This is a genomic window from Dactylosporangium sp. NPDC050588 (genome assembly GCF_040654975.1).
Classification (GTDB): Bacteria; Actinomycetota; Actinomycetes; order Mycobacteriales; family Micromonosporaceae; genus Dactylosporangium; species Dactylosporangium maewongense.
Genome location: NZ_JBFAJA010000037.1, coordinates 52,066 through 77,628, shown reverse-complemented (window position 1 = coordinate 77,628; position 25,563 = coordinate 52,066). Strand labels below are relative to the sequence as shown.

At 72.1% G+C, this 25,563-nt stretch carries 21 protein-coding genes and 1 pseudogene; 14 read left to right on the top strand and 8 right to left on the bottom strand.

Annotated elements, in window-relative coordinates:
- Positions 1–753: 753 nt before the first annotated feature.
- Positions 754–1,563, bottom strand: a complete 810-nt coding sequence (locus AB0I21_RS25735; protein ID WP_360564797.1) for a class I SAM-dependent methyltransferase — start codon at positions 1,561–1,563, stop codon at positions 754–756.
- A gap of 258 nt (positions 1,564–1,821) precedes the next feature.
- Here AB0I21_RS25735 and rpsA point away from each other — a divergent pair, with 258 nt between their 5' ends.
- Positions 1,822–3,324, top strand: a complete 1,503-nt coding sequence (gene rpsA, locus AB0I21_RS25730; protein WP_344503470.1) for a 30S ribosomal protein S1 — start codon at positions 1,822–1,824, stop codon at positions 3,322–3,324.
- Between the two features lie 1,342 nt (positions 3,325–4,666).
- On the opposite strand, the gene uvrB is transcribed toward rpsA, so the two are convergent.
- On the bottom strand, positions 4,667–6,820 hold the full coding sequence (uvrB, locus tag AB0I21_RS25725) for an excinuclease ABC subunit UvrB (protein WP_360564796.1): 2,154 nt from the start codon (positions 6,818–6,820) through the stop codon (positions 4,667–4,669).
- A gap of 320 nt (positions 6,821–7,140) precedes the next feature.
- Positions 7,141–7,698: pseudogene (coaE, locus tag AB0I21_RS25720) on the bottom strand (dephospho-CoA kinase); the annotation flags it as partial.
- A gap of 128 nt (positions 7,699–7,826) precedes the next feature.
- Between coaE and AB0I21_RS25715 the strand changes: the two are divergent.
- Together AB0I21_RS25715 and AB0I21_RS25710 are read left to right on the top strand one after the other, a co-directional pair.
- Positions 7,827–8,069, top strand: a complete 243-nt coding sequence (locus AB0I21_RS25715) for a hypothetical protein (RefSeq protein WP_360564794.1) — start codon at positions 7,827–7,829, stop codon at positions 8,067–8,069.
- Between the two features lie 266 nt (positions 8,070–8,335).
- Positions 8,336–9,187, top strand: a complete 852-nt coding sequence (locus AB0I21_RS25710; protein ID WP_360564793.1) for a hypothetical protein — start codon at positions 8,336–8,338, stop codon at positions 9,185–9,187.
- 4 nt (positions 9,188–9,191) lie between these two features.
- Here the strand turns inward: AB0I21_RS25710 and AB0I21_RS25705 are convergent, their stop codons facing one another.
- Positions 9,192–9,485: an antibiotic biosynthesis monooxygenase family protein gene (locus AB0I21_RS25705; RefSeq protein ID WP_360564791.1), complete on the bottom strand. Its 294-nt coding sequence runs from the start codon at positions 9,483–9,485 to the stop codon at positions 9,192–9,194.
- Between the two features lie 21 nt (positions 9,486–9,506).
- On the opposite strand from AB0I21_RS25705, the gene pnuC reads away from it, so the two are divergent.
- The 8 genes from pnuC to AB0I21_RS25665 all read left to right on the top strand — a co-directional run bounded on the left by pnuC (position 9,507) and on the right by AB0I21_RS25665 (position 17,842).
- Complete coding sequence (gene pnuC, locus AB0I21_RS25700) at positions 9,507–10,121, top strand: nicotinamide riboside transporter PnuC (RefSeq protein ID WP_360564790.1); 615 nt, start codon at positions 9,507–9,509, stop codon at positions 10,119–10,121.
- Complete coding sequence (locus AB0I21_RS25695) at positions 10,118–11,203, top strand: AAA family ATPase (RefSeq protein WP_360564788.1); 1,086 nt, start codon at positions 10,118–10,120, stop codon at positions 11,201–11,203. The genes pnuC and AB0I21_RS25695 overlap by 4 nt, the downstream gene beginning before the upstream one ends.
- 10 nt (positions 11,204–11,213) lie before the next feature.
- The gene (locus AB0I21_RS25690; protein ID WP_360564787.1) at positions 11,214–12,140 is read left to right on the top strand and encodes an STM4015 family protein; all 927 of its coding nucleotides are present in this window, start codon (positions 11,214–11,216) and stop codon (positions 12,138–12,140) included.
- Complete coding sequence (locus tag AB0I21_RS25685; RefSeq protein WP_360564785.1) at positions 12,137–13,645, top strand: STM4014 family protein; 1,509 nt, start codon at positions 12,137–12,139, stop codon at positions 13,643–13,645. Before AB0I21_RS25690 ends, AB0I21_RS25685 begins: the two co-directional genes overlap by 4 nt.
- A complete protein-coding gene (locus AB0I21_RS25680; protein ID WP_360564783.1) occupies positions 13,642–14,436 on the top strand; it encodes an STM4013/SEN3800 family hydrolase in 795 nt (264 codons plus the stop codon). Before AB0I21_RS25685 ends, AB0I21_RS25680 begins: the two co-directional genes overlap by 4 nt.
- On the top strand, positions 14,436–15,746 hold the full coding sequence (locus AB0I21_RS25675) for an STM4012 family radical SAM protein (protein ID WP_360564781.1): 1,311 nt from the start codon (positions 14,436–14,438) through the stop codon (positions 15,744–15,746). Before AB0I21_RS25680 ends, AB0I21_RS25675 begins: the two co-directional genes overlap by 1 nt.
- Positions 15,743–16,618 (top strand): STM4011 family radical SAM protein, encoded by an 876-nt coding sequence (locus tag AB0I21_RS25670; protein WP_360564780.1) that lies wholly within the window; start codon positions 15,743–15,745, stop codon positions 16,616–16,618. The genes AB0I21_RS25675 and AB0I21_RS25670 overlap by 4 nt, the downstream gene beginning before the upstream one ends.
- A gap of 159 nt (positions 16,619–16,777) precedes the next feature.
- Positions 16,778–17,842, top strand: a complete 1,065-nt coding sequence (locus tag AB0I21_RS25665; protein WP_360564778.1) for a MerR family transcriptional regulator — start codon at positions 16,778–16,780, stop codon at positions 17,840–17,842.
- A 242-nt stretch (positions 17,843–18,084) separates the two neighbouring features.
- On the opposite strand, the gene typA is transcribed toward AB0I21_RS25665, so the two are convergent.
- Positions 18,085–19,950 carry a translational GTPase TypA gene (gene typA, locus AB0I21_RS25660; RefSeq protein WP_360564776.1) on the bottom strand — a complete coding sequence of 622 codons (1,866 nt, stop codon included), beginning with the start codon at positions 19,948–19,950 and terminating at the stop codon, positions 18,085–18,087.
- 156 nt (positions 19,951–20,106) lie between these two features.
- Here typA and AB0I21_RS25655 point away from each other — a divergent pair, with 156 nt between their 5' ends.
- Positions 20,107–21,009, top strand: a complete 903-nt coding sequence (locus tag AB0I21_RS25655) for a lytic transglycosylase domain-containing protein (RefSeq protein WP_360564774.1) — start codon at positions 20,107–20,109, stop codon at positions 21,007–21,009.
- An 11-nt stretch (positions 21,010–21,020) separates the two neighbouring features.
- Complete coding sequence (locus AB0I21_RS25650) at positions 21,021–22,670, top strand: CocE/NonD family hydrolase (protein ID WP_360564772.1); 1,650 nt, start codon at positions 21,021–21,023, stop codon at positions 22,668–22,670.
- On the opposite strand, the gene AB0I21_RS25645 is transcribed toward AB0I21_RS25650, so the two are convergent.
- Both AB0I21_RS25645 and AB0I21_RS25640 read right to left on the bottom strand, forming a co-directional pair.
- Positions 22,661–22,990: a hypothetical protein gene (locus tag AB0I21_RS25645; RefSeq protein ID WP_344503486.1), complete on the bottom strand. Its 330-nt coding sequence runs from the start codon at positions 22,988–22,990 to the stop codon at positions 22,661–22,663. The two genes, AB0I21_RS25650 and AB0I21_RS25645, sit on opposite strands and share 10 nt — an antisense overlap.
- 4 nt (positions 22,991–22,994) lie before the next feature.
- Positions 22,995–24,092 carry a winged helix DNA-binding domain-containing protein gene (locus tag AB0I21_RS25640; protein WP_360564771.1) on the bottom strand — a complete coding sequence of 366 codons (1,098 nt, stop codon included), beginning with the start codon at positions 24,090–24,092 and terminating at the stop codon, positions 22,995–22,997.
- Between the two features lie 183 nt (positions 24,093–24,275).
- On the opposite strand from AB0I21_RS25640, the gene AB0I21_RS25635 reads away from it, so the two are divergent.
- Positions 24,276–24,485 (top strand): hypothetical protein, encoded by a 210-nt coding sequence (locus tag AB0I21_RS25635; RefSeq protein WP_360564769.1) that lies wholly within the window; start codon positions 24,276–24,278, stop codon positions 24,483–24,485.
- 19 nt (positions 24,486–24,504) lie between these two features.
- Here AB0I21_RS25635 and AB0I21_RS25630 read toward each other — a convergent pair whose 3' ends face one another.
- The gene (locus AB0I21_RS25630; RefSeq protein ID WP_360564767.1) at positions 24,505–25,062 is read right to left on the bottom strand and encodes a DUF6745 domain-containing protein; all 558 of its coding nucleotides are present in this window, start codon (positions 25,060–25,062) and stop codon (positions 24,505–24,507) included.
- Positions 25,063–25,563: the final 501 nt, after the last annotated feature.

Sequence of the window (25,563 nt, the reverse complement as noted above, 5' to 3'; positions counted from 1 at the left end):
GGGTGGCACCGAGCCGTCGGGTGGCACCGAGCCGTCGGGTGGCACCGAGCCGTCGGGTGGCACCGAGCCGTCGGGTGGCACCGAGCCGTCGGGTGGCACCGAGCCGTCGGGTGGTGCCGAGCCGTCGGGTGGTGCCGAGCCGTCGGAGCATCGGGGCACCAGGCCCGCCTCCCTGCCCGCCCGCTCACGTGCTCCCGGTTCGATGGGTCGGCTTCGGCTGCTTGGCCCGACGACGCGACGTTGGCTGCTGGCTTGGCTGTTCGGCCGCTGAGCGGCTCGGTGTGGCCGTCCCGTCCGACGCCCGGCTCCTCTACGGGCCGTGGAGGACCAGGCGGTCGGTCGCCCTACCTCCTCGACTTTCCACGTTCCACCGCCGGGTGGATCGCGGTCCACGTGCGCCTACGTCGTTCCGCTCGCCGCCTTCGCCCCGCTCGGCGCCCTCTTCCTGCCGAACGCCCGTCTTACGCCGATTTCGACGGGTCCTCTCTTTCGGTTCCACGGCGCTCGCCTTCGCGTGGGACCTGTCTTCCGGCTCAGCGGCGCTTGCGCTTGCGTGGGACCTGTCTTCCGGTTCAACGGTGCTTGCGCTCGCGTGGGACCTTTCTTCCGGTTCAACGCGGTGCTTGCGCTCGCGTGGGACCTTTCTTTCCGGTTTATCAGGCGCTCCGCGCCCGCTAAACCGGAAATATCAGCATTTTGTGGGGGTTGGGCCGACCCGCGGACTGCTGGCGCGGTTGCGCGGCCGAGGTGCCGTCAGGTCGGCTTGGTGGCGATGAAGATGGCGGTGCCGGGGAAGATCTTGCCGCGCAGGGGGCTCCACTGGCCCCAGGTGCCCTTGTGGTCGTCTGGCCACTCGGGCTCGATGAGGTCGTTGAGGACGAAGCCGGCCGTGACGAGTTCGCGGATGCGGTCGCCGAGGGTGCGGTGCTGCTCGACGTACGTCGGGACGTGTGCCTCGTCCTCCTCGACGTAGGCGCGGCGGTCGAAGTAGGAGTGCACCGCGACCAGGCCGCCCTCGCCCGGGTCGTCCAGGAACACCCACCGCATCGGATGGGTGATCGAGAAGGCCCAGCGGCCGCCGGGGCGCAGCACGCGGTACACCTCCCGCATGACGCGACCGGAGTCGGCGACGAACGGCACGGCGCCGAACGCGGTGCACACGATGTCGAATACGCCTTCGGCGAACGGTAGGGCCGTGGCGTCGGCCTGCAGGAGTGGCACTTTTACACCCGATCGGGTGTTTCCGGCGGTGGCGTGCCGCAGCATGCCGGCCGACAGGTCGCTGGCGATGACCCGCGCGTCCTGGGTGTGCAGCCAACGCGAGCACGACGCCGCGCCGCAGCCGATCTCCAGGACGTCCTTGCCGGTGACGTCGCCGAGCAGCCGGGCGTCGGCCTCGCGCAGGCCTTCCGGGCACCAGACGAAGTCGGCGTCACCGAGGAACGCGCCGTGTTCGGCCTGGTAGGCGTCGGCGTCAGCGTCCCACCAGCCCCGGCTCGCGCGGCGGCTCTCGGCTGGGTTCACTGCGCGTCGTGTGACGCCTGCGTCTGGTGACGTTTCCATGGACTGCAACGGTAGGCCCCGCAAAAGTCGGCGGATCGGGTCTGGGGGAGGGTTGGACCATGTGGTATTGCGCAGGGTAGGCTGATCGGTGCACTCGTGGGTTGTGCGCCTCGGCATGGAGCAGGCTCACGATCGTCTGACACATCCTGAGCTTCCAATGCACTGATCCTGCACTGCGACAGGCGGGTTGTGCCCCGACGATGGTCCGCGGGAGCGCAGGTCCACCGAAGTCACCCACCGACCGGAGCAACAACCCACATGACGAGCAGCATCGAGGCCACCTCGAGCGCCAGCAGCAACAAGGTCGTCGACGAACTCGCGTCCGATGAGGCGTTCCTCGCCGCGATCGACGAGACCATCAAGTACTTCAACGACGGCGACATCGTCGAAGGCACCGTCGTCAAGGTCGACCGGGACGAGGTCCTGCTCGACATCGGCTACAAGACCGAGGGTGTCATCCCCTCGCGCGAGTTGTCGATCAAGCATGATGTCGACCCTGCTGAGGTCGTGTCGGTCGGTGACCACATCGAAGCCCTGGTCCTTCAGAAGGAGGACAAGGAAGGGCGTCTGATCCTCTCGAAGAAGCGCGCGCAGTACGAGCGGGCGTGGGGCACGATCGAGAAGATCAAGGAAGACGACGGGATCGTTCGCGGCTCCGTCATCGAGGTGGTCAAGGGTGGTCTCATCCTCGACATCGGGCTCCGTGGCTTCCTGCCGGCGTCCCTGGTCGAGATGCGCCGGGTCCGCGACCTGCAGCCGTACGTGGGGCGTGAGCTCGAGGCGAAGATCATCGAGCTGGACAAGAACCGCAACAACGTGGTCCTGTCCCGCCGGGCCTACCTCGAGCAGACCCAGTCCGAGGTGCGCACCGAGTTCCTGCACAAGCTGCAGAAGGGCCAGGTCCGCAAGGGCGTCGTGTCCTCGATCGTCAACTTCGGTGCGTTCGTCGACCTCGGTGGCGTCGACGGCCTGGTGCACGTGTCCGAGCTGTCCTGGAAGCACATCGACCACCCGTCCGAGGTTGTCGAGGTCGGCCAGGAGGTCGAGGTCGAGGTGCTCGACGTCGACCTGGACCGTGAGCGCGTCTCCCTGTCGCTGAAGGCGACCCAGGAAGACCCGTGGCGCCAGTTCGCGCGCACCCACGCGATCCAGCAGATCGTCCCGGGCAAGGTCACCAAGCTCGTTCCGTTCGGTGCGTTCGTCCGCGTCGACGACGGCATCGAGGGCCTGGTGCACATCTCCGAGCTGGCCGAGCGCCACGTGGAGATCCCGGAGCAGGTCGTGCAGGTCGGCTCCGACGTCATGGTCAAGGTCATCGACATCGACCTCGAGCGTCGCCGGATCTCGCTGTCGCTCAAGCAGGCCAACGAGGGCTTCGTCGAGGGCGAGGAGCACTTCGACCCGACCCTCTACGGCATGTCGGCCACCTACGACGAGCAGGGCAACTACATCTACCCGGAGGGCTTCGACCCGGAGACCGCCGAGTGGATGGCCGGCTTCGAGAAGCAGCGCGAGGCGTGGGAGCAGCAGTACGCTGAGGCCCGCCAGCGCTGGGAGGCCCACACCAAGCAGGTGCAGACGGCCCGCCAGGCCGACGCCGCCGAGCCCGCCGCCACTGCCGCGGCCGGCGCGACGAGCAGCGGCCCGGTCACCTCGTCGACCCCGACGGCGGCTCGCGCCCCGGAGGAGCCGGCAGGCACCCTCGCGACGGACGAGGCCCTCGCGGCCCTGCGCGAGAAGCTGGCCGGCGGCAAGAGCTGACGGCTCGCAGAACATAAGGAGAGGCCCCGTAGCCGGATTCGGCTGCGGGGCCTCTCCCGTTCCCGCCGTTCCCACCAGGCGCGGCTGTCCGCGGACCACGCGGTCGGCTCCGGGAGGCCTTATGTTTTCTGTATGTGGGCGGCGCGCCTCGGCCGTGCTACGTACGGACTTCACCTGCGCCTCCACGGTGGCGTGATTGCCGCCCGCGCCGTGGTCGCGGTGATGTTCCCCGGCCGCCGTCCCCACCTGGTCCAGCGCTGACGAGAGCGCCACCCGGTGCATCCACGCCGTCGCTGGTCTTGCAACCATCGCGGGGGTACCCGCTGGCGCGGCGGCCCGCATCGACGCTGCGCGATCCACCCACAATTCAGAGATCATTTTGTAGGTGGATAGCGCAATATCTATGGCGCAAAAGGTGCAAATTTTGACATTGATCGACGTCTGTTTGGGACCGTGAGGCGGGGTCGCGGCGCCTCGTCCCAGACGGTGATCACCCCGGATACCTCAGATCTACAGCCGCCGGCGAGGGCGAGGTTTAGCCTATTCGAGGGATTTGCGCTGGTTCTGAGACCACCGGTGGTGTGGCAGCACTGAACGACGAAGCTGGATCCTTGTGAGGGCGGAGTCGGGGAGCATTACCGGCACCTCGCCCTGTGCCGCCCGCGTACAGCCGGAGATGGCGACGGGCGGGTCCATGCCTGGGTGGGCAGCGCCTTCGGTGCGAGTGGAGCGCTGCTCCGCAGGCAGCTCATGGAGATTGGTGGCCGGCGGCGCCTCCGGCGGGTGCGGCTCCGAATCGGGTGTGGACGTGCTGTCAGCCTGGCGAGGGCGCTAGGTGGCTGGGTTCGGTAGGCGCGAAGTGCTGCCTGCCGAAAGACGGTGGGTGGGTGCCGTTGGTGGGAGTGAGTGTTGTCCGCGTGTAGCCGGAGGTGGTGGTGTGTGGCGGCTCCGAACGGGCGCCGACGTGCTGTCTGCCGGTGGTCGCCGTGCCCACCGTCGCCCCTGACATCGTGGCACCAGGCGGTGTCGTCGGTAGGTGTGGAGCGTTGCCCGCCGCCCGCCGCCCGCCGCCCGCCGCCCGCCGCCCGCCGCCCGCCGCCCGCCGCGCCCGCCGCGCCCGCCGCCCGCCGCCCGCCGCCCGCCGCCCGCCGCCCGCCGCCCGCCGCGCTCGCCGCCGGCCCGTCCGCGGCTGGCCCCCGCGCCCGCTGCTGCGGACGACGGCAGGTGGGGGCGTTGGTCGGTGCGAGTGCTGCCTGCGTGCGGGCCTGGGAGGCCGTGGCGTGCAGCGGCTCCGGTAGGTGTGGAGCCGCTGCGCGCGCGGTGCTGGGGGCGGGGTGGGTGGTTACTTGACGCCGGCTACGTCCATGGCGCGGAGTTCCTTCTTGAGTTCGGAGACCTCGTCGCGGAGGCGGGCGGCGAGCTCGAACTGCAGCTCGCGGGCGGCGCCGAGCATCTGGTCGTTGAGCTCCTGGATGAGGGTGGCGAGCTCGGCGCGGGCCATGCCCGCGCGGGCTGGGGTGGCGGCGCCCGCGGTGCCCTTCGTGCCGCCGCCCTTCTGGCGGGCGCGGGTGTTTTCGGGGGACTTGCCGCGGCTCATCTGGCGGCCGCCGCCGACGGTGATGGCGCCGCCCGGGCCGTGGCCGACGACGGCGCCGGCGGTGTCCTCGGCCTCGCGGTAGATGTCGTCGAGGATGTCGCCGAGCTTCTTGCGCAGCGGCTGGGGGTCGATGCCGTTGGCGAGGTTGTAGGCGATCTGCTTGTCGCGGCGCCGGTTGGTCTCGTCGATGGCGAGGGTCATCGACGGGGTCATCTTGTCGGCATACATGTGGACCTGGCCGGAGACGTTACGCGCGGCGCGGCCGATGGTCTGGATGAGGCTGGTGCCGGAGCGCAGGAAGCCTTCCTTGTCGGCGTCGAGGATCGCGACCAGGCTCACCTCGGGCAGGTCGAGGCCCTCGCGGAGCAGGTTGATGCCGACGAGCACGTCGAACTCGCCGCGCCGCAGCTCGCGCAGCAGCTCGACGCGGCGCAGGGTGTCGACCTCGGAGTGCAGGTAGCGCACGCGGATGCCGTGCTCCAGCAGGTAGTCGGTGAGGTCCTCGGCCATCTTCTTCGTCAGGGTGGTGACGAGGACCCGCTCGTCGAGCTCGACCCGCTGGTTGATCTCGTGCATGAGGTCGTCGATCTGGCCCTTGGTGGGCTTGACGATGACCTGCGGGTCGACGAGGCCGGTCGGGCGGATGACCTGCTCGACGAACTCGCCCTGCGTGCGGCCGAGCTCCCACGGGCCGGGGGTCGCCGACAGGTAGACGGTCTGGCCGACCCGCTCCTCGAACTCGTCGAAGCGTAGCGGCCGGTTGTCCTGGGCGCTGGGCAGCCGGAACCCGTGCTCGACGAGCGTCCGCTTCCGTGAGGCGTCGCCCTCATACATGCCGCCGATCTGCGGCACGGTGGCGTGCGACTCGTCGATCACGGTGAGGAAGTCGTCGGGGAAGTAGTCGAGCAGGCAGTGCGGCGGGCTGCCCGCCTCGCGGCCGTCGATGTGGCGGGAGTAGTTCTCGATGCCGTTGCAGAAGCCGACCTGGCGCATCATCTCGATGTCATACGTGGTGCGCATGCGCAGCCGCTGAGCCTCCAGCAGCTTGCCCTCGCGGTCGAGCTCGGCGAGGCGCTCCTCCAGCTCCACCTCGATCTGCGAGATCGCCCGCTCCATGCGCTCGGGGCCACCGCCGTAGTGCGTCGCGGGGAAGATCATCAGCTGGTCGACCTGGCGGATCTCGTCGCCGGTCAGCGGGTGCAGGTAGGACAGGCGCTCGATCTCGTCGCCGAAGAACTCGATCCGGATCGCGAGCTCCTCATAGGCGGGGATGATCTCCAGCGTGTCGCCGCGGACCCGGAACGTGCCACGGTTGAACGCGAGGTCGTTGCGCGTGTACTGGATGTCGACCAGCCGCCGCAGCAGCTTGTCGCGCTCGAGCTCCTGCCCGACGGTCACCTTGGCGGCCCGGTCCAGATACTCCTCGGGCGTGCCCAGACCGTAGATCGCGGAGACGGTCGCGACCACGATGACGTCGCGGCGGGTCAGCAGGCTCATCGTCGCGGAGTGGCGCAGCCGCTCGACCTCCTCGTTGACCGACGAGTCCTTCTCGATGTAGGTGTCGGTCTGCGGGATGTAGGCCTCAGGCTGGTAGTAGTCGTAGTAGCTGACGAAGTATTCGACCGCGTTGTTGGGCATGAGGCCGCGGAACTCCGTGGCCAGCTGCGCTGCGAGGGTCTTGTTGTGGGCGAGCACGAGCGTCGGGCGCTGCAGCCGCTCGACGAGCCATGCGGTCGTCGCGCTCTTGCCGGTGCCGGTCGCGCCGAGCAGCACCGAGTGCCGCTCGCCGGACCGGATGCGACGCGCCAGCTGCTCGATGGCGGCGGGCTGGTCGCCGGACGGAACGTATTCGCTGACCACCTCGAAGCGGTTGTCCAAGCGGGGAATGTCGAGCGCCATGACCCCAACCGTACGCGGGGGGTATGACAACTTTCGGGTTCCTCGCCCTGGGTGGTTGATCGTATTCAACCTGACGATTGTGTGGGGAAGATCACCGGACTACCGTAGAGCTGTAGGCCGCTCGCGGCGGCCGACCGGAGAGCAGGCCGGCCATTTACTCGGTCCGGCCCTCCCGGCGCCAGGTTGCTGCCCCGGCCCGTCACGGTCGGCGAGCGCACCGTGGATGGATCGCGCGACACGCGCGACCGGCCGCCGCGAGCGCCCCTGCGTCAGGGGCGCAGACGTCAGGCTGTACCGGCGATCAAGGGCCAAGCCGTCGCAACCGCCGCGTCCAGCTCGGCCGGTGTGCCGTCGTTGACGATCGAGACGTCCGCGACCGCCCGCCGCTGCTCGTCCGTCGCCTGCGCCGCGATCCGGGCCCGGGCCTCCTCGGGCGTCATCCCGCGCAACCGCACCAGCCGGTCCAGTCGCGTGGGGAGCGAGGCGAACACGATGACCACCGTCTCGTACAGGCGTGACATCTGCTTCTCGACGAGGAGCGGCACATCGTTGACGACGACGGCGCCGTCAGGCGCGGCCGCGACCAGCTCGGCCGTCCGTGCCCGGACGAGGGGGTGCACGATGCCCTCCAGCGTCGCGCGCGCCTCGTCGGAGCCGAAGATCCGGCTCGCCATCGCGGCCCGGTCGAGCGCGCCGTCCGCGGTGAGCACGCCGTCGCCGAACGCCTCGACGACCGCGGCCAGGCCGGGCGTGCCGGGCTCCACGACCTCGCGCGCCAGCCGGTCCGCGTCGATGATCACGGCGCCGAGCGCGGCCAGCCGCTCCGCCACGGCGCTCTTACCGGCGCCGATGCCGCCGGTCAGCCCCACCATCCTCATCCGCCCATCACAGCAGAGCGGACGGACCCGCCGCGCACCGGTCAGGTGATCTCCGGCGTGTACGGCGCGGAAAACGGCATTTGCGGAGTTAACCTCCGTGCTGAGGAAGACGACATAGCGGGGCGAACATGACACAAGGGCGACACTGCATCGGCCGGCCGGGCCTGGGGCGCCGTGACATCACCATGATCATTGCGGCCGCCGACGTGGCCGAACAGGGACCACGGCACCGCCGCGGCCGCTCGCTGCGCCGGTCGACGACCGAGGCCGCGGGCATCTTCGCCGCCGCCGCCGTGCTGGCGATACTCGCGGTCAGCGGCTGGTACGCGGCGTCGGGAGCGACCGCGGTCGCGCAGATGCTGGCGCGCTGACAGGCGACCCGAGCGGGTGCGGGCGGGCACCCGAACGGTGGGTCATCAACGCCATCAGCCGTGGCGCGAGACGCGGGCTGTCAGCGATACTCTGCCCGGGCGAGTGCACGAGTGCCGTGCGCAAGTGCACGATCTGCACCGACGCCAGGACCAGAAGGACGCGCTGCATGGAGCCGGGACACCCCCCACGGCAGGATCCGCCGACGGAGCCGAGCCACGACCAGGTCAACGGGTCGCCGCCGCGACCCCGCAGCCGGCGTGGCTGGATGTCGGACTCGCCGCTCGACGGCGGGTCCGGCTGGCCGACCTCGGCCTACGCGATCGTCCCCAGGCAGGCGACTCCCCCGAAGGAAGGGCAGCGGGCACCGCAGGAGGCACCGCAGGAAGCGCCGCCGGTCGCGGCCGCCGAGCCGCCCCAGGAGGCGCACAGCCGCCGCTGGCGGATCGCCGCCCTGGTCATCGGCCTGATCGTGCTCCTCGCCGCGGCGGTGGGCGGGGTGCTCGCCACCCGGAAGTCGTCCGGCGACACGCAGACGCCGACCGGTGAGAACCGTGCCGCCACCGCGCCGATGACCGAGGCGACGACGCCGGCCGGCTCCGGGGCCACCGCCGGGGCCACCGCGGGGGGCGCAGGGTCCCCGAGCCTCGACGCCAACGGATCGCCCGTGCCCGCGCTCAGCGCCGGCACCCCCGACCCGAGCGCCGTCGTGACCAGCCCCGTGCCGGAGGGCACCGTCACCGACGTGCTGCGCGCCGGCACCGTGCGGATGACCGTCCTCGCGGGGCAGCCCGACGAGACGTTCGACTTCGACAACGGCGCCAAGCAGGCGTCCGGCGCCGACATGGCCGCCGGCGCGCTCGGGCTGACCGCTGTGGGCGGCGCGGCCTTCGCCCCCGTCCTGCAGACGCCGACCCTCGCCGTCTGCTCGGCGGTCCCGGCCGCCCAGTGGGGCGACCGGGTCCTGCTCAGCGCGCTGCTGCCCACCACGAAGGTCTGCGTCCGCACCGGCGACCAGCGGTTCGGCTGGTTCACGCCCAGGTCCGGCGAGGCCGTCGTCAGCGGCCAGCTCTACACCACGTACCTCGACTTCACCGTGTGGAAGAAGGCCGGCGACTGACCGGTCAGGCGGGCACGTCGACGAAGTGCTCGACGGTCGGCGCGCCGTTGAAGAACGGCCCGAGCAGCCCGCGCCACTGCGTGAAGCGGTCGGTGGCGCGGAAGTTGTCCAGGTGCGCGTCCACCGAGTCCCACTCCACCAGCAGCACGAACCGGGTCGGTGACTCGACGCCGCGTGTCATGCGCACGGACCGGCAGCCGGGGGTGGTCGCGAGCAGCGTGTGTGCCTTGCCGTACACGGCGGCGAACTCGTCCTCGCGACCGGCGAGCACGTCGATGAGTGCAACTTCCAGAACCATTCGGACAGGGTAGGGGACATCGTGCTCGACTGGCTCACATCCACCGCCTTCCACGCTTTCGGCGCCCCCACCACATGGGCGGAGCTGCTGGGATTCCTGACGGGGCTGGTCACGGTCTGGCTGGTCGTGCGGCAGCACATCGCGAACTGGCCCATCGGCATCGCCAACGTGCTGCTGCTCATGGTCGCGTTCTGGCACGTCGGCCTCTATGGCGACGCGTGGCTTCAGGTGGTCTATGTGGTGCTCGGCGCCTACGGCTGGTGGCGGTGGCGTCCGGGTGCCACGACGGTAGTCCGTCGCACGACCCGCGTCGAATGGGGCGCACTCGCTGTCGCTGGCGTGTCGCTCACCGTGGTGTTGTGGTGGTACCTCGACCGTTTCACCAGCTCGACCGTGCCGTGGCCGGACGCCGCGACCACCGCTCTCTCCCTGCTCGCGACCTACGGACAGACCCGCCGGCTCGTCGAGAGCTGGTGGCTGTGGATCGCGGTCGACGTCGTCTACGTGCCGCTCTACGGGTACAAGGACCTGTGGCTCACCGCGGTGCTCTACCTCGCCTTCCTCGCCCTGTGCGTCCTGGGGTTGCGCGCGTGGCGGCAGGCCCTCGACCCGCGGCGCGAGACGGTGCCGGCGTGACCCACGGCCTCGTCGTCGGCAAGTTCTACCCGCCGCACGCCGGGCACCACCTGCTCATCGACACCGCTGCCCGTACATGCGACCGGGTCACCGTCGTCGTCGCGCCGTCGAGCGCCGAATCCATCCCGCTCGAGACCCGCCTCGAATGGCTGCGCGAGGTCCATTCGGCCAGCCCGCACGTGCGCTTCGCCGGCGTGTACTGCGACCTGCCGATCGACTACGACGACCCCGACATCTGGCAGGCGCACTACGAGGTCTTCCGCGGGGCCGTCGGTCCGGTGCAGGTCGACCTGGTTTTTTCATCCGAGTTGTACGGCGATGAGCTCGCCCGACGGTTCGACGCGCGGCACGTCCCGGTCGACCCGCCGAGGCGCGGTGTGCCGGTCTCGGGCACTGCCGTGCGCGCCGATCCGGTGGCCAACTGGGCGTTCCTGGCCCCTCCCGTACGCGGCTGGCTGGCCCGGCGGGTGGTCGTCGTCGGTGCCGAGTCGACCGGCACCACCACCCTCGCGCGGGCGCTCGCCGCCCAGCTCAGACTGCGCGGTGGAGCGTTCGCCGGCACGCGCTGGGTGCCGGAGTACGGGCGGACCCTCACCGAGCTGAAGATGGCCGGCGGCGTCAAGGTCGAGGACCTCGTCTGGGACCGCGAGGACTTCCTGACCGTCGTGCGCGAGCAGAACGCCGCGGAGGACGCCGCCGCCCGGGCCGGCGGGCCGCTGCTCATCTGTGACACCGACGCGTTCGCCACCGCCGTCTGGGAGGAGCGCTACCTCGGCTCCGCCTCGCCGGAGGTCCGCGCCGCCGCCCGCGAGCCCGCGCTGTACCTGCTGACCCCCGACGACGACGTGCCCTTCGAGGACGACGGGATGCGTGACGGCGAGCATCTACGCGGGTGGATGACCGACCGGTTCCGCGCCGAGCTCGCCGCCGGCCGGGTCCCGTGGATCGAGCTGACCGGGACGTACCGGATGCGACTGCGCACGGCACTCGCGGCCTGCGACGAGCTGCTCACGCAGGGTTGGCGGTTCGCCGCGCCGCAGCTGCCCCGCCGGTCGCCGGGAAATGTCGGGGGGTCCTGTTAGGGTCCCGCGCATGAGGCACATCACGACGTTCGCCGGGCTTCCGGTGATGCAGTTCGGGCCCGGCGTCGTCGACAAGCTGGACCGGGCTGGCACCCCGCGCAGCGCCGTCGCGTGGCGGATCGAGACGGACTATGAGGACAGCGAGGAGGTGTTCGGCTCCACCCTCGACCGGTGCCTCGACGTCGTCGGCGGCGAGTCCATCCACGCGTTCGTCATCGGCCAGTGGGGCGAGGCGTATGACACCGCGCCGCCCCTGCACCTGCTCATCGCCGCCCGCGCCCGCCTGCCGCACCTGCGGGCGCTGTTCATCGGCGAGATGACCGGCGAGGAGTGCGAGATCTCCTGGATCAACCACACCGACGTGGCGCCGCTGCTCGCCGCGTTCCCGGGGCTGGAGATCCTGCGCATCCGCGGTGCCGACGGGCTGCAGCTGTCCCCGGTGCGGCACATGCGCCTGCGTGAGCTGGCGGTGGAGAGCGGCGGCCTGCCCGCGGCCTTCCTCCGCGGCGTCGTCGACTCGCACCTGCCGGCGCTGACCGACCTGGAGCTGTGGCTCGGCGTCAGCGAGTATGGCGGCGACATCACCGTCGAGGACCTGACGCCGGTCCTCAGCGGCTCGGGCATGCCCCGGCTGCGCCGGCTCGCGCTGCGCAACGCCGAGATCGCCGACCAGGTCGCGGCCGCGCTCGCCGGCGCGCCCGTCGTGCCCCGCCTCGAGGAGCTCGACCTGTCCCTCGGCATCCTCTCCGACCGGGGCGCCGAGGCGCTCCTGCTCGGCCAGCCGCTGACCCACCTGCGACGGCTCGATCTGTCCCACCACTTCGTCTCGGCCGAGCTGGCCGACCGGCTCCGGGCCGAGCTGCCCGGCGTCGACGTCGACCTGTCCGACCAGCAGGAGGAGGACGACGGCGAGCGCTACACGGCAGTGTCGGAATGACCGCCATCACCGTCGTCGGCGTTCCCGGCAACCGGCGGGTCAGGCTGTTCCGCGACGCGGCCGTCGCCGCGGGACTCCCCGAGCCCACGGTCGTGAGCTGGCGCGACGTCTGCGCCGGCGCGCGGGTCGACGGCGGCGGGTCGAGCTGGATCCGGCTGGAGTCACCGGGGGAGGACGCCGAGACCGACCGGCTGCTGCGGGGCGCGGGGAGCGAGGCCGCGCACGGCGAGATCGTCGGGCTCGCCGCCTGGCACCGCGGTCTCGTCGCGGCGGCCCGCCGGGTCGAGGCGTGGGGCGTGCCGCTGCTGACCGCGGTCGACGAGCTCGACGTCATGTTCGACAAGCGGCGGTGCCACGCGCTGCTGCGGTCCAGGGGCGTGGCGGTGCCCGAGGCGTTCGCCGCGGCCGGCTATCAGGAGATCCGTGAGCGCGGCTGGCGGCGGGTGTTCGTCAAGCCGCCGCACGGGTCGTCGGCGTCGGGGGTCGTCGCGCTCGGGTTCGGCGGGGCTCGCGAGCGGGGGCGGGTCGTCGCGTACACCTCCGCGGCCCTCGACGGCGGCAAGCTCTACAACCAGCTGCGCGTGCACAGGTATACCGACGAGCGGACCATCGCCGCGATCGTCGACCGGCTCGCCGTCGACGGCCTGCACGTCGAGCGGTGGCTGCCGAAGGCGTCGCACGACGGGCTCGTGTTCGATCTGCGGGTGCTCGTCGTCGCCGGCCGGGTCAGCCACGTCGTCGTGCGCACCGGCAGGTCCCCGATGACCAACCTGCACCTGGGCAACGCCCGCGGCGACCTGCCCGGCGTCCGGGCCGCGGTGGGGGAGGAGCACTGGGCGGCCGCGATGCGCACCTGCGAGGCGGCGGCGGCGGCCTGCTTCCCCGGCAGCCTGCACGTCGGCGTGGACCTGATGTTCGGCCGCGACCACGGCACCCACGCCGTCGCCGAGGTCAACGCGTTCGGCGACCTGCTGCCCGGGCTGCTCGTCGCCGGCCGCGACACGTACTCCGCCGAGCTCGACGCCCTCCTCTCCGGCCGCTTCACCGCCCCGCCGCCTTCGGTCACCGCCGCGCCGCCTTCTCCGTCCGCAGGCGTGCAGGCGCAGGTCGTCGCTGACCTGCCGTCGCAGCCGGTCGGCCGCGAGCCGTCGCGGCTGGTTGCCTTGCCGCAGCCGGCCGGCGGCACCGTGCGCGCGCCGATCCGGATCAGCGAATCCGCTGCGGTCACGGCACTGCCCGGGACGTTTGCCCGTGGCACGGTTGCCGCGCGCCCACCGCACGTCGTGCTTGCCGGGCCGAGTGACGTGGTTGCCGGGCAGCGTGCTCTGGGTGGCGTGGTCGCTGGGCCGGGTGTTCCCCGTGTCACGGTTGCCGGGCCAGGTGGCGCGGTTGCCGGATCGGGCGTTTCCCGCGTCGCGGTCAGCGGGCAGGGGGCTTCGGGTGGTGGGTCAGCGGCGGGCGCGGCTGCTCGTGGGGGCGTCGCGGAGAGCTGGGCCGTGCGGTGAAGCGGTTTGTCGGCAGCCATGACCTGCTGTTCGTCACGTTGGACACGCTGCGGCACGACGTCGCGGCCGGGCAGTTGCGGGCCGGACGGACGCCCAACCTGGCGAAGGTGCTTCCCGGCGGGGAGTGGGAGCGGCGGCACACGCCGGCGTCGTTCACGTATGCGGCGCACCACGCGTTCTTCGGCGGGTTCCTGCCGACACCGGTGACGCCGGGGCCGCACGAGCGGCCGTTCGCGGCGCGCTTCCCGGGCAGCACGACGGTCGGCGAGGACACGTGGGAGTTCGACGAGGGCGATGTCGTCACCGGGTTGCGGGCCGCGGGCTACCACACCATCTGCGTCGGCGGCGTGGGCTTCTTCGCGATGACGTCGGCGCAGGGCGGGGTGCTGCCGGGGCTCTTCGACGAGGCGCACTGGACGCGGGAGTTCGGGGTCACCAACCCGGGCTGCTTCGAGGCGCAGCTCGAGCGGCTCAAGACGGTGCTGCCCGAGGACGGGCCGCTGTTCACGTTCGTCAACGTCGCCGCCATGCATCAGCCCAACCGGCACTACCTGCCCGGCGCCGCCGAGGACACGGTCGCGTCGCACGGGGCGGCGCTGGCATACGTCGACCGGCACCTGCCGACGCTGTTCGGGCTCGTCACGTCCCGCGGCCGGCCGTGCCACGTGATCATGTGCAGCGACCACGGCACGGCGTATGGCGAGGACGGGCACACCGGGCACCGCTTCGCGCACGAGGTGGTGTGGACGGTGCCGTACGCCGAGTTCACGCTCGAGCCGGGGGAGTGGTGATGCTCGGATCTCCGTATCAGGGGTACCTGTACGCGTACCCGCACAAGACCGCGTACCGGCCGCTGCGTCCCCGGCCGGCGCTCGCCGACGTTTGGGCGGCGGAGGCGACGGACGCGCTGTTCCTCTACGTCCACGTGCCGTTCTGTGAGATGCGGTGCGGGTTCTGCAACCTGTTCACCAGGGCACGGCCGCCCGCCGAGCAGGTCACCGCATACCTCGACCAGCTGGCCCGGCAGGCGGGCCGGGTCGCCGCCGCCGTGCCGGGCGCGAGCTACGCCCGGGCCGCGATCGGCGGCGGGACCCCGACGTACCTGACGGCGGCCGAGCTGAGCCGGCTGTTCGACACCGTCGAGCGGGCCGCCGGCGCGGACCTGCGCGCGGTGCCGACGTCGGTGGAGACGTCACCCGCCACGGCGACGGCCGACCGGCTCGCGGTCCTCGTCGAGCGCGGCACGACCAGGGTCAGCATCGGTGTGCAGAGCTTCCTCGACGCCGAGGCGCACGCCGCGGGCCGGCCGCAGCGTCGCGCCGAGGTCGACCGGGCCCTCGACACGATCCGCGCGGCCGGGCCGGCCGAGCTGAACATCGACCTCATCTACGGCATCCCCGGCCAGACCACCGCCACCTGGACCGCGTCGCTGCGCACCGCGTTGACGTGGCGGCCCGAGGAGCTGTACCTGTACCCGCTGTACGTGCGGCCGATGACCGGGCTCGGCCGGCGTGCCCCCGGCACGCCCGACCCCGAATGGGACGCGCAGCGGCTCGGGCTCTACCGGCACGCCGTCGACCTGCTCGCCGACGCGGGTTACGAGCAGCAGTCGATGCGCGCGTTCCGGCGGCGTGACGCCGCGCCGACCGGTGATCCCGCTGGTCCCGGGTACTGCTGCCAGGACGACGGCATGGTCGGCCTGGGGTGCGGGGCCAGGTCGTACACGACGGGACTGCACTATTCGTTCGACTATGCGGTGAGTGTCCGGCAGGTTCGGGGCATTCTGGACGACTACCTGGCGCGGCCGGCGGAGGACTTCGACGTGGCCGAGGTCGGGTTCGTGCTCGACGGCACCGAGCAGCGCCGCCGCTGGCTGCTCAAGTCGCTGCTGCGGGCGCCGGGGGTGGAGCCGGCGGCGTACCGGGCGCGGTTCGGCACCGGCGTCGACGACGACTTCCCGGCGCTGGGTCTGCTCCGCGACAGCGGCCACCTCGACGGGCACCGGCTCACGGCCGAGGGGCTCGCGCACTCCGACGCGATCGGGCCCTGGCTCATCTCCGCAGGCGTCCGCGCCGCCATGGCCGGGCACGTGCCGCGATGAGGATCCTGTACCGCGGCCCGCTCGCGAGCTGCAACTACGACTGCCCGTACTGCCCGTTCGCGAAGCGGCGCGACCCACCCGAACTGCTGCGCGAGGACCGGGCCGCGCTCGACCGGTTCGTCGGCTGGGTCGAGTCGCACCCCGCCGAGCCGACCGAGGTGCTGTTCACGCCGTGGGGCGAGGGGCTGACGCGGTCCTGGTACCGGGCCGCGCTCGTCCGGCTGTCGCACCTGCCGCACGTCGGGCGGGCCGCGATCCAGACCAACCTCGCGGGGCGGCTCGGCTGGGTCGCCGACGCCGAACGGGACACGCTCGCGCTGTGGTGCACGTACCACCCCGGGCAGACGAGCCTGGAGCGCTTCCTGCTGCAGGTGGCGACGCTGCGCCGGCACGGCATCCGGCACTCCGTCGGCGTCGTCGGCCTGCCCGCGCACCTTCCCGACGCGAAGGCGCTGCGTGCGTCGCTGCCGCCCGAGGTGTACCTGTGGGTCAACGCCGCCGACGGCCACACCTACACGCCGGCGGAGGAGGCCGCGTGGACCGCGATCGACCCGCTGTTCGGCTACAGCGTCAGGCCGCACCGGTCCCGCGGGCGCGCGTGCCGCACCGGCGACGAGGTGATCTCCGTGCTCGGCGACGGCACGGTCCGCCGGTGCCATTTCGTGCCCGAGCCGCTCGGCAACCTGTACGACGACACCTGGCGCCGCACCGCAGCGCCCTGCCCGAAGGAGGAGTGCGACTGCCACATCGGCTACGTGCACCTGCGGAGCCTGCCCCTGTACACCGTGTTCGCCGGCGGGGTGCTGGAGCGCGTCCCCTACGAGCAGCCACTCTGGTCCGTCCCGCACGCCTCCCTCACCGGCGGCGCCTGAACCGCCACCGACCCGGGGGGCTTCCTCCAGAAACGACACCGGCAGGTCACCAGCAGCCTGCCCACCGGCCGGGCGGGCCCGGGCGCTTGACCTTCACCCTTGGGAAAGCCCCACCGTGGTCCGTGCCGGCCACCCGGTCGGCGCGAGGAGGATGGCACCGTGGAGCTGCTGACGATCGGCGCGTTCGCCCGAGCGGCGCGGCTGACACCTAAGGCGCTGCGCCTGTACGACGAGGTCGGGCTGTTGACGCCCGCTGCGGTCGATCCCGAGTCCGGGTACCGGTTCTACGACCCGGAGCAGTTGGCGCACGCCGGGCTGATCGCCGAGCTGCGCCGCATCGGCATGCCGCTGGCCGACATCCGCACCGTGTGCGGCCTGGAGCCCGACGCGGCGGCGAAGGCGGTCGCCGCCTACTGGCAGCAGGTCACCGCCGACACCGCGACCCGCGCGCACCACGCCGCCCGCCTCGTCGAGCACCTGTCCAGGAAGGGCGTCACCATGTCCGACACGAACCCCACTGTGGCCGTCCGCTACGCCGTGCGCTGCGACCGCGGCAAGGGACGCGACAGCAACGAGGACGTAGCCTACGCGAGCGACCGGCTGCTGGCCGTCGCCGACGGCACCCGCGGCGCCGGGGCCGCCGCCAGCACCGCGGCCGTCAACGCCCTCAAGCCGCTTGAGCTGGCCGACAAGCCGGCCGTCGACCTGCTCGCCATGCTGGCCGGGACCGTCGACGACGTCGATCGCGCGGTGCGCGCCACTGGAACGGAGGACAGCCGGCCGGCCACCACCTTGACCGCGATGCTGCGGCGCGGCTCGCAGCTGGCCCTGGTGCACATCGGTGACACCCGCGTCTACCTGCTGCGCGGCGGTGAGCTCTCGCAGCTCACCCAGGACCACACCTGGGTCCAGCGCCAGGTCGACCACGGCAAGCTCAGCCCCGACCAGGCCGCCGCCCACCCGCAGCGGGCCCTGCTCACCCGTGCCCTCGGCGGCGGCCAGCCCATCGAAGCCGACCTCGCGCTGCGCACCGCCGTGGCCGGTGACCGCTACCTGCTGTGCTCCGACGGCCTGTCGTCCGTCGTCAGCCGGACCGACCTGCACACCGCCCTCGCCGGGACCGGCGAACCCGAACCGACAGTGCAGCGGCTGATCGACCTCGCCTACGCCGCCGGCGCACCGGACAACATCGCCTGTGTCGTCGCCGACATCATCGCCGCGTAGCGGCGCCGTCACGACGGGAGGTGAGCCATGTGTCGTGAACTCGGGTGTCTGATCGCGCTGGCCTCATGGCCGGCCACAGCACCGCACAACTGCGACCGCCGGCGCGATCGGGCACCGCGCCGATCGCGCGAGATCGCCCGGCAGGTCCGGCGGGCCGAAGAACGCCACCTATACGGCTACACCCGGTAGGGGAGCGCCGGAAACGCTGAAGGGCCGCCGGAGCGGCCCCTCAAGCGGACAGGTCAGGCGTGGGAGCGCTTGCGGGCGACGCGCTCGCGGTCCTTCTGGTCGAGCATGACCTTGCGGATGCGGACGGCGGTCGGGGTGACCTCGACGCACTCGTCCTCGCGGCAGAACTCGAGGGCCTGCTCCAGGGTGAGCTTGCGCGGCGGGATGAGCTTCTCCGTCTCGTCGGAGGCGGACGAGCGCATGTTGGTGAGCTTCTTCTCCTTGGTGATGTTGACGTCCATGTCGTCGGCGCGGGAGTTCTCGCCGACGATCATGCCCTCGTACACCTCGGTGGTGGGCTCGATGAACATGGAGCCGCGCTCCTGCAGGTTCATCATGGCGAAGGGGGTGGCGACACCGGCCCGGTCGGCGACGAGGGAACCGGTGGGGCGCATGCGCAGCTCGCCGAACCACGGCTCGTACTTCTCGAAGACGTGGTGCAGGATGCCGGTGCCGCGGGTGTCGGTGAGGAACTCGGTGCGGAAGCCGATGAGGCCGCGCGCCGGGACCAGCCACTCCATGCGGATCCAGCCGGTGCCGTGGTTGACCATCTGCTCCATGCGGCCCTTGCGGGTGGCGAGGAGCTGGGTGATGGCGCCGAGGTACTCCTCGGGAGCGTCGATCGTGAGGCGCTCGACGGGCTCGTGCACCTTGCCGTCGATCTCGCGGGTGACGACCTGCGGCTTGCCGACGGTCAGCTCGTAGCCCTCGCGGCGCATCTGCTCGACGAGGATGGCGAGGGCGAGCTCGCCGCGGCCCTGGACCTCCCACGTGTCGGGGCGCTCGGTCGGGAGGATGCGCAGCGACACGTTGCCGACCATCTCGCGGTCGAGGCGGTCCTTGACCAGGCGGGCGGTGACCTTGGTGCCCTTGACCTTGCCGGCGAGGGGCGAGTTGTTGGTGCCGATGGTCATCGAGATCGCCGGCTCGTCGACGGTGATGAGGGGCAGCGCGACCGGGTTCTCCGCGTCGGCGAGGGTCTCGCCGATCATGATCTCGGGGATGCCGGCGAGCGCGATGATGTCGCCCTGCGCGGCCTCCTCGGCCGGCTTGCGCTCCAGGCCCTGCGTCATCAGCAGCTCGGAGATGCGGACGTTCTGCACGGTGCCGTCGGTGCGGATCCAGGCGACGGTCTGACCCTTGCGGATCTTGCCCTCGCGGACCCGGCACAGCGCGAGGCGGCCGAGGAACGGCGACGCGTCGAGGTTGGTGACGTGCGCCTGCAGCGGCGCGTCCTCCGTGTAGGACGGGGCGGGGATCGTGTTGAGCAGCGTCTGGAACAGCGGCTGCAGGTCGTCGCTGTCGGCGGGCACCGTGCCGTCCTCGGGCTGGCTCAGCGAGGCGATGCCGTCGCGGGCGCAGGCGTAGACGATCGGGAACTCGATCTGGTGCTCGTCGGCGTCGAGGTCGAGGAAGAGCTCGTACGTCTCGTCGATGACCTCCTTGATCCGGGCGTCGGGGCGGTCCACCTTGTTGATCACCAGGATGATCGGCAGACGGGCCTTCAGCGCCTTGCGCAGCACGAACCGGGTCTGCGGCAGCGGGCCCTCGGAGGCGTCGACGAGCAGGACCACGCCGTCGACCATCGTCAGGCCGCGCTCGACCTCACCGCCGAAGTCGGCGTGGCCGGGGGTGTCGATGATGTTGATCGTGGTCGGGGCGCCGCCGTCGGCAGGGACATAGCGCACGGCGGTGTTCTTCGCGAGAATGGTGATGCCCTTCTCGCGCTCCAGGTCCATCGAGTCCATCACCCGGTCGACCTGCTCCGCGCGCGCGTGGAACGCGCCGCTCTGCCGCAGCATCGCGTCGACAAGGGTGGTCTTGCCGTGGTCGACGTGAGCGACGATGGCGACGTTGCGGAGGTCTGCGCGGGTCTGCATGGCATCCATTGTTCCAGGCGGCCCGAGCGTGCCGTCACGCACAGTGCGCGATGTGACGTACCGCGCCCGGACTCATCGAAACCGGCCTCCTCCGACGTCATAGGGGACAGCGGGCCGGCGCGGTCCGCGATAACGTGCCAGGACGGGGAGGCATCGATGAGCTACGGCAGCTTCTATCAGGACGACGACACCGCTGAGCAGCGCTGGGGGATCGAGGAGGACGCGCCGCGCCGGCGCCGCCCGGGGATGATCTTCCTGCTGGGTGCGCTCGTCGTGGTCGTCCTGGTCGCGCTCGGCGGGCTCACGGTCCTCGTCAAGGGCAAGGATCCGAAGCCCACGTCCGCCGGCTCGCGGCCGTCACAGGTGGAGGCCGAGCCGAGCGCCGAGGCGAGCGAGGTGGTCGTGGCGGCGACGTCGGCGCCGCCGCCGCCGAGCCCCACCCCGTCCGCGACGCCCTCGAAGGTCCCGACGAAGAAGTCGATCGCGCCGCCGAAGCAGACCGCGCTGCCACCCCCGCCGCCGAAGGTCAGCACGAAGCCCGGCTGTCAGCCCACGTACAAGGGCACCCAGCTGCCGAAGTCGAGCGTCCGCGAGTATCTGGACGCGGCGTCCACGAAGCAGTTCTGGGGCAGCAACACCCCCGCCGAGGTGCAGGCAATCAGGGTCCCGAAGCGGCTGATGTACGGGGTGGCCGACCAGGAGAGCGGCTGGCAGTCCAACATCTACGCCTGCGACGGGGGCGTCGGGGTCATGCAGGTCATGCCCAACACCGAGACCTGGATGAACCAGCGCTTCGGCACCAGCTGGAAGATCGACACCCCGAAGGACAACGTGATGCTCGGCGGGCAGTACCTGGCCTGGGCGATCCGCTACTTCGGCGAGCAGCTCGGCACGTTCGACATCATGGGCGCCGACCCGACGCTGCTCAACGCGGTCGTGTCCGCCTACAACAACGGCGCCGGCGCGGTCGACCTCACCAAGGGTGACGCCGGGATCACCAACTGGAACTACGTCAACAACGTCAAGGCGCTCATGGGCCGCTGCTGCAACGACTACTAACGTAGGGCGGCATGAGGCTCGACCCCGTAGGCCGACTGCTGAAGCTCCCGCCCGCGCTGACCGGACGTGTCCGCGTCACCAAGGGCATCCCCGTCCGGATGCGCGACGGCGCGATCCTGCGCGCCGACCACTACGGCCCGGCCCTCGACGCCGCGCTGCCCACGGTGCTGGTGCGCACGCCCTACGGCCGCGGCGCGCCCACCAGCGTGCTGTGCCGCGCCGTCGCCCAGCGCGGCTTCAACGTGCTGATCCAGTCGTGCCGGGGCACGTCGGACTCCGGCGGCACGTTCGAGCCGCTGCTGCAGGAGCGCGAGGACGGCCTCGACACCCTCGACTGGTTGCGGTTGCAGCGTTGGTACGACGGCCGCCTCCTCACCTACGGCCCCAGCTACGTCGGTTTCGTGCAGTGGGCGCTCGCGGCCGAGGCGGGCGACGAGCTCAAGGCGATGGCCACGATCGTCACCGCCTCCGACTTCGGCCCGCCGACCTACGCCGGCGGCGCCTTCTCCCTCGACACCGTGCTCACCTGGTCGGCGATCCTCGACGCGCAGCGCGGCACCCGGCTGGACAACGCCGTCGACCTGCTGCGAGGCCAGCCGAGACTGCAGCGCGGCCTCGCCCGCGTGCCGCTCGCCGAGGCGGACCGCATCACGACCGGCGCCGAGGTCGAGTTCTTCCAGCGGTGGCTCGCCGAGGCCGATCCCACCTCCCCTTACTGGACTCAGCGCGGCCACGCCCACACCCTGCCGAAGGTCACCGCGCCGGTCCTGATGATAGGCGGCTGGTACGACATCTTCCTGCCATGGCAACTGGCCGACTACACCGCGTTACGAGCGGCGGGTCTCCGGCCGCACCTCACCGTCGGCCCGTGGCACCACGGCAGCGCCGGGCTCTTCCAGCACTCCGCGGCCGAGGCCGTCGCCTGGTTCCGCGCGCACACCGGCGGCCCCGAAAGCATCCGCGAACAGCCCGTCCGGGTCCACGTCGGCGGCACCGACACGTGGCGGGAGCTGCCGGAATGGCCTCCCGCGGACGGTGGGACGCGCCGGTGGCACCTGGGCCGCGACGGCGGCCTGAGCGCCACCGCCGAGCCGGACGGCGAGCGGCTGGAAGGGTTCACGTACGATCCGAAGGACCCGACGCCGGCGCTCGGTGGCCCGCGGCTCATCGGCAAGATCTCCGGCCGGCGCGACAACCACCCGCTCGAGGCTCGACCGGACGTGCTGACGTTCACGTCCGAGCCCCTCGAGGAGCCCCTGGAGGTGGTCGGCCCGATCGCCGCGGAGATCACCGTCCGGGCGGCCTGCGTCCGGCCGGACGGCACGGCGTTCACCGACCGCGACCTCGTGCCGCACTTCGACGTGTTTGTCCGGCTGTGCGAGGTGGACGAGCAGGACCGCTCGTGGAACATCTGCGACGGGCTCGCCCGCGCCACCGGTGGCGGCGGGGTCGAGGTGCGGGTGGATCTGTGGCCGACCGCGTACCGGTTCGCGGCCGGGCGCCGCATCCGGGTCCAGGTCAGCGGCGGGGCGCACCCGCGCTTCTCGCGCAACCCGGGCACGGGCGCGCCGCTCGGTCATGAGCTGGAGCTGCGCGCCGTCCGGCAGGAGATCCTGGCCCCGTCGTCGATCATCCTGCCGGTGCCGGGGCCTCAGTCCTGAAACGTGGAGGGGCCGACGTCGGTGTAGGTGCCGGAGTCGGCGTCCCACTCGAACTGCCGCCCCTCGGAACCCGCGCTGACGACCTTGCCGAACGCCGGGTAGCGCTCGACGAGCCACTCCAGGTCGGGCATGAGCAGCTCACCCGCGTCGGCGAGCTGCTCGTCGGTCTCATCGCCGACCAGCAGGTTCCACCCGCTGGCCTTCCGCCCGTCGGGCGCGGCCGGCAGGGTCGCGTCCTCGGGGTCGTGGTACACGTACCCAGGGAGGAGCGACTCGTCCTCCACCAACCGCCGCGACGCGAACGCGATCAAGTAGCTCATGCGCTCAAGTATCCCCGCGCTCCACGGTGACCTCGGCGGTGGGGATGCCCCGCGCGGCCGCCGCCCGCTGCGCCTCCTCGTCGATCGCGGCCCGCACCGGCGCCCGCAGCGGCCCCCACGCCGACACCGTCACCGCCAGCCGCTTCCCCGCGACCTTCGCCCGCCACGACCCCGCGAGGTCCCCGTCGACCAGCAGCGCCCCGGGGTTGCCGAGCACCCGCCAGACCTCCCTCTCCCGTTCCTTCTGCGGCGTCAGCACGCCGCGGTCCCGCGCCTGCAGGAACGGATCGGACGCCGGCAGCAGCCGCACCCCGCGCACCGGCCCGGCGTCCAGCAGGTCCGCCAGGCACTCCTCGGGGATCCACGTCTTGCGCCCGTCGACGCTCACCTCGGCCAGGCCATCCGGCCACGCCGGCTTGATCGCCGTGACGGTCGTGCCGAGGTACTTCGCGACGTCGCTGGGCGTCGCGGGTCCGAGCAGCCGCAGGTACGCGCGGATCAGCCCCGACGGGTCGCCCGGCCCCTCCGGCACGGGCGGCGGGTCGTCGATCGGCAGCAGCACGCTGGTGGCCGCCGCCTCGTCGAGCTGCACCCCACCCGCGAGCCCGGCCTGCTGGAACACCGACCCGGCGATGTGCGTCGCTTTGCACGGCCCGCAGTGGTACGTCAACGCCTCCGGGACGAGGTCGCTGACGCCCCGGCTCGCGTCACCCTTCGACGTCGGCCCCTTGACCACCGCCGCGAACGCCTCGGCCGTCGCCCGGAACGCCCCGATCCCCAGCTTGCCGCCGTCGGGGATCTGTTTGCTGCCGAACCTGGCCTCCGCGTCGGCGTCGCTCACCGGCCACAGCGCCGCGACCAGCCCCGGCAGGTCCGCCCGTCGGTGCAGGTGCCGTGCGCCCCGGGTCGACCACACCATCGCGAGGTCCCCGTCGAACCTGCTCGTCCGCGCGGCGAGGGCCTGCCGCGCCGTCCCGGCCGGCACGTTGGGCACCCCGAGGTCGAGCACCGCGAGGTCACCCGGGTCGGTGTCGACCCGCTCGTGCAGCTGGTTGGCGACGGTCCGGTACGCGAGCACCTTCGCCCGCCCCACGCTCGGCATCACCCCATTCTCGTGGCCCACAGCTCCCCCCGCATCCCAACTCGCGACGCCCGTCACCCCTCGGGACCGCGAAGGGGGCCGCGGCGCCCATGCCACGGCGCCCGCCGCAAGGCGGTGAAGACGACCGTGCACGGCGCCCGGCGGCCTTGCGCACGGGCCCGAACCCGGCGGACGATTGTCGGTATGACGAGCGACACGGCGGAAGACGGCTCGGCCAGGATCACGTTCAGCGATCCGGACCTGGCCTTCCTGCGGCATGCCAGGTTCGGCGAGCTGCCCGCGCGCGTCCGCCCCAGCGACACGGTCGAGCTCGTCGAGACCGACCCGAAGCGCGACTGGCCGGACCTCGGCCCGAGCCGCGCGCAGGTCGAGGCGCAACACGGCGGCGGCTGACCCCGCCGGCCCGCGCCGGTCAGGTCTCGACCAGCGGCTGGTACTCCTGCTCGGTGAGCCCGAACGTCCAGGCCACCCCCTCCCGAGGGGTGCGGGTGGTCGGTGGGACGCGCAGCCAATAGATGCGGCTGGTGCCGTCGGGCTCCGGGGTGCTGTTGATGACCTCCACCATGGTGAGCGGCTCGTCGTCGGCGAAGCGCAGCTGCCACAGGACGCCGCACGCGTCGGAGCCGAGCCGCCGCGCGCCCGCTTCCCGCAGGTAGCGCTCATAGCCGAAGTGCTCGAGCATGACGCGCCGCAGCTCGGCGTTGCGCTCCGCGGCGATCTCGGCGTGGGTCAGGCGGGCGAGCCGGTGCACGAGCTCCGAGGGGATCGGCATGCCGCGCCACGCGTGCAGCGCGAACCCGTCGCCGTAGCGCAGCGCGGGCGTGTCGGCGGCGTGCAGCCGCCCCACGTTGTCGCGGTGCAGCTCGACGGGCCGGTCGGTCAGGATGGCGACGTTGGCATACGGCCACCACCACCCGGCGGACCGCGCCACACCCGCCAGCCCCGCGAGCCGCTGCGCGGCACGCAGCACTGCGGTGTCGGCCCTGCCCCCGTCGGCCCGCGCGCCGTCGACCCGCTGGGCGTCGACCCCGAAGCCACCGACCGGGTATGCGGCTCCCGCGCCGCTGGCCGGGCGGCCGCCGGCCTGAGCACCTCCGCCCCCTTCGCCGCGCCGGAGGCCGTCGCCCTGAGCGTTGCCGGCCGCTGGGCCGTCCCGGAGGCCGTCACCCTGGATGTCCTCGGCCCATCCGCCGCCCCGGACTTCTCCGGCCCCGCCGCCGCGCGGGCTGTCGGCCCGGAGCCCACCGCCCCGCGAACTGCCGGCCCAACCACCGGGAGCGCCGCCGCGCAGGGAACCACCCAGCCTGGAGCCCCCACCCCGCGAACTGCCGCCCCACCCTCCGCCCCGGGAACCGTCGCCCAAGGAAGCACCGGACGCAGAGCCCTGAGCGCCATCACCCAGGGACGCACCGGACGCGGAGCCCTGAGCGCCGTCACCCAACGACGCGCCGGACGCGGAGCCCTGAGCGCC

Excerpts from the sequence above, each read along its gene's own strand:
- AB0I21_RS25715 (WP_360564794.1), top strand. The coding sequence starts at position 7,827 with ATGACACAAGGGCGACACTGCATCGGCCGGCCGGGCCTGGGGCGCCGT.
- uvrB (WP_360564796.1), bottom strand. The coding sequence starts at position 6,820 with ATGGCGCTCGACATTCCCCGCTTGGACAACCGCTTCGAGGTGGTCAGC.
- AB0I21_RS25670 (WP_360564780.1), top strand. The coding sequence starts at position 15,743 with ATGAGGATCCTGTACCGCGGCCCGCTCGCGAGCTGCAACTACGACTGC.
- rpsA (WP_344503470.1), top strand. The coding sequence starts at position 1,822 with ATGACGAGCAGCATCGAGGCCACCTCGAGCGCCAGCAGCAACAAGGTC.
- typA (WP_360564776.1), bottom strand. The coding sequence starts at position 19,950 with ATGCAGACCCGCGCAGACCTCCGCAACGTCGCCATCGTCGCTCACGTC.
- AB0I21_RS25685 (WP_360564785.1), top strand. The coding sequence starts at position 12,137 with ATGACCGCCATCACCGTCGTCGGCGTTCCCGGCAACCGGCGGGTCAGG.
- AB0I21_RS25690 (WP_360564787.1), top strand. The coding sequence starts at position 11,214 with ATGAGGCACATCACGACGTTCGCCGGGCTTCCGGTGATGCAGTTCGGG.
- AB0I21_RS25655 (WP_360564774.1), top strand. The coding sequence starts at position 20,107 with ATGAGCTACGGCAGCTTCTATCAGGACGACGACACCGCTGAGCAGCGC.
- AB0I21_RS25640 (WP_360564771.1), bottom strand. The coding sequence starts at position 24,092 with ATGCCGAGCGTGGGGCGGGCGAAGGTGCTCGCGTACCGGACCGTCGCC.
- AB0I21_RS25675 (WP_360564781.1), top strand. The coding sequence starts at position 14,436 with ATGCTCGGATCTCCGTATCAGGGGTACCTGTACGCGTACCCGCACAAG.
- AB0I21_RS25635 (WP_360564769.1), top strand. The coding sequence starts at position 24,276 with ATGACGAGCGACACGGCGGAAGACGGCTCGGCCAGGATCACGTTCAGC.
- AB0I21_RS25735 (WP_360564797.1), bottom strand. The coding sequence starts at position 1,563 with ATGGAAACGTCACCAGACGCAGGCGTCACACGACGCGCAGTGAACCCA.
- AB0I21_RS25710 (WP_360564793.1), top strand. The coding sequence starts at position 8,336 with ATGTCGGACTCGCCGCTCGACGGCGGGTCCGGCTGGCCGACCTCGGCC.
- AB0I21_RS25645 (WP_344503486.1), bottom strand. The coding sequence starts at position 22,990 with ATGAGCTACTTGATCGCGTTCGCGTCGCGGCGGTTGGTGGAGGACGAG.
- AB0I21_RS25650 (WP_360564772.1), top strand. The coding sequence starts at position 21,021 with ATGAGGCTCGACCCCGTAGGCCGACTGCTGAAGCTCCCGCCCGCGCTG.
- AB0I21_RS25705 (WP_360564791.1), bottom strand. The coding sequence starts at position 9,485 with ATGGTTCTGGAAGTTGCACTCATCGACGTGCTCGCCGGTCGCGAGGAC.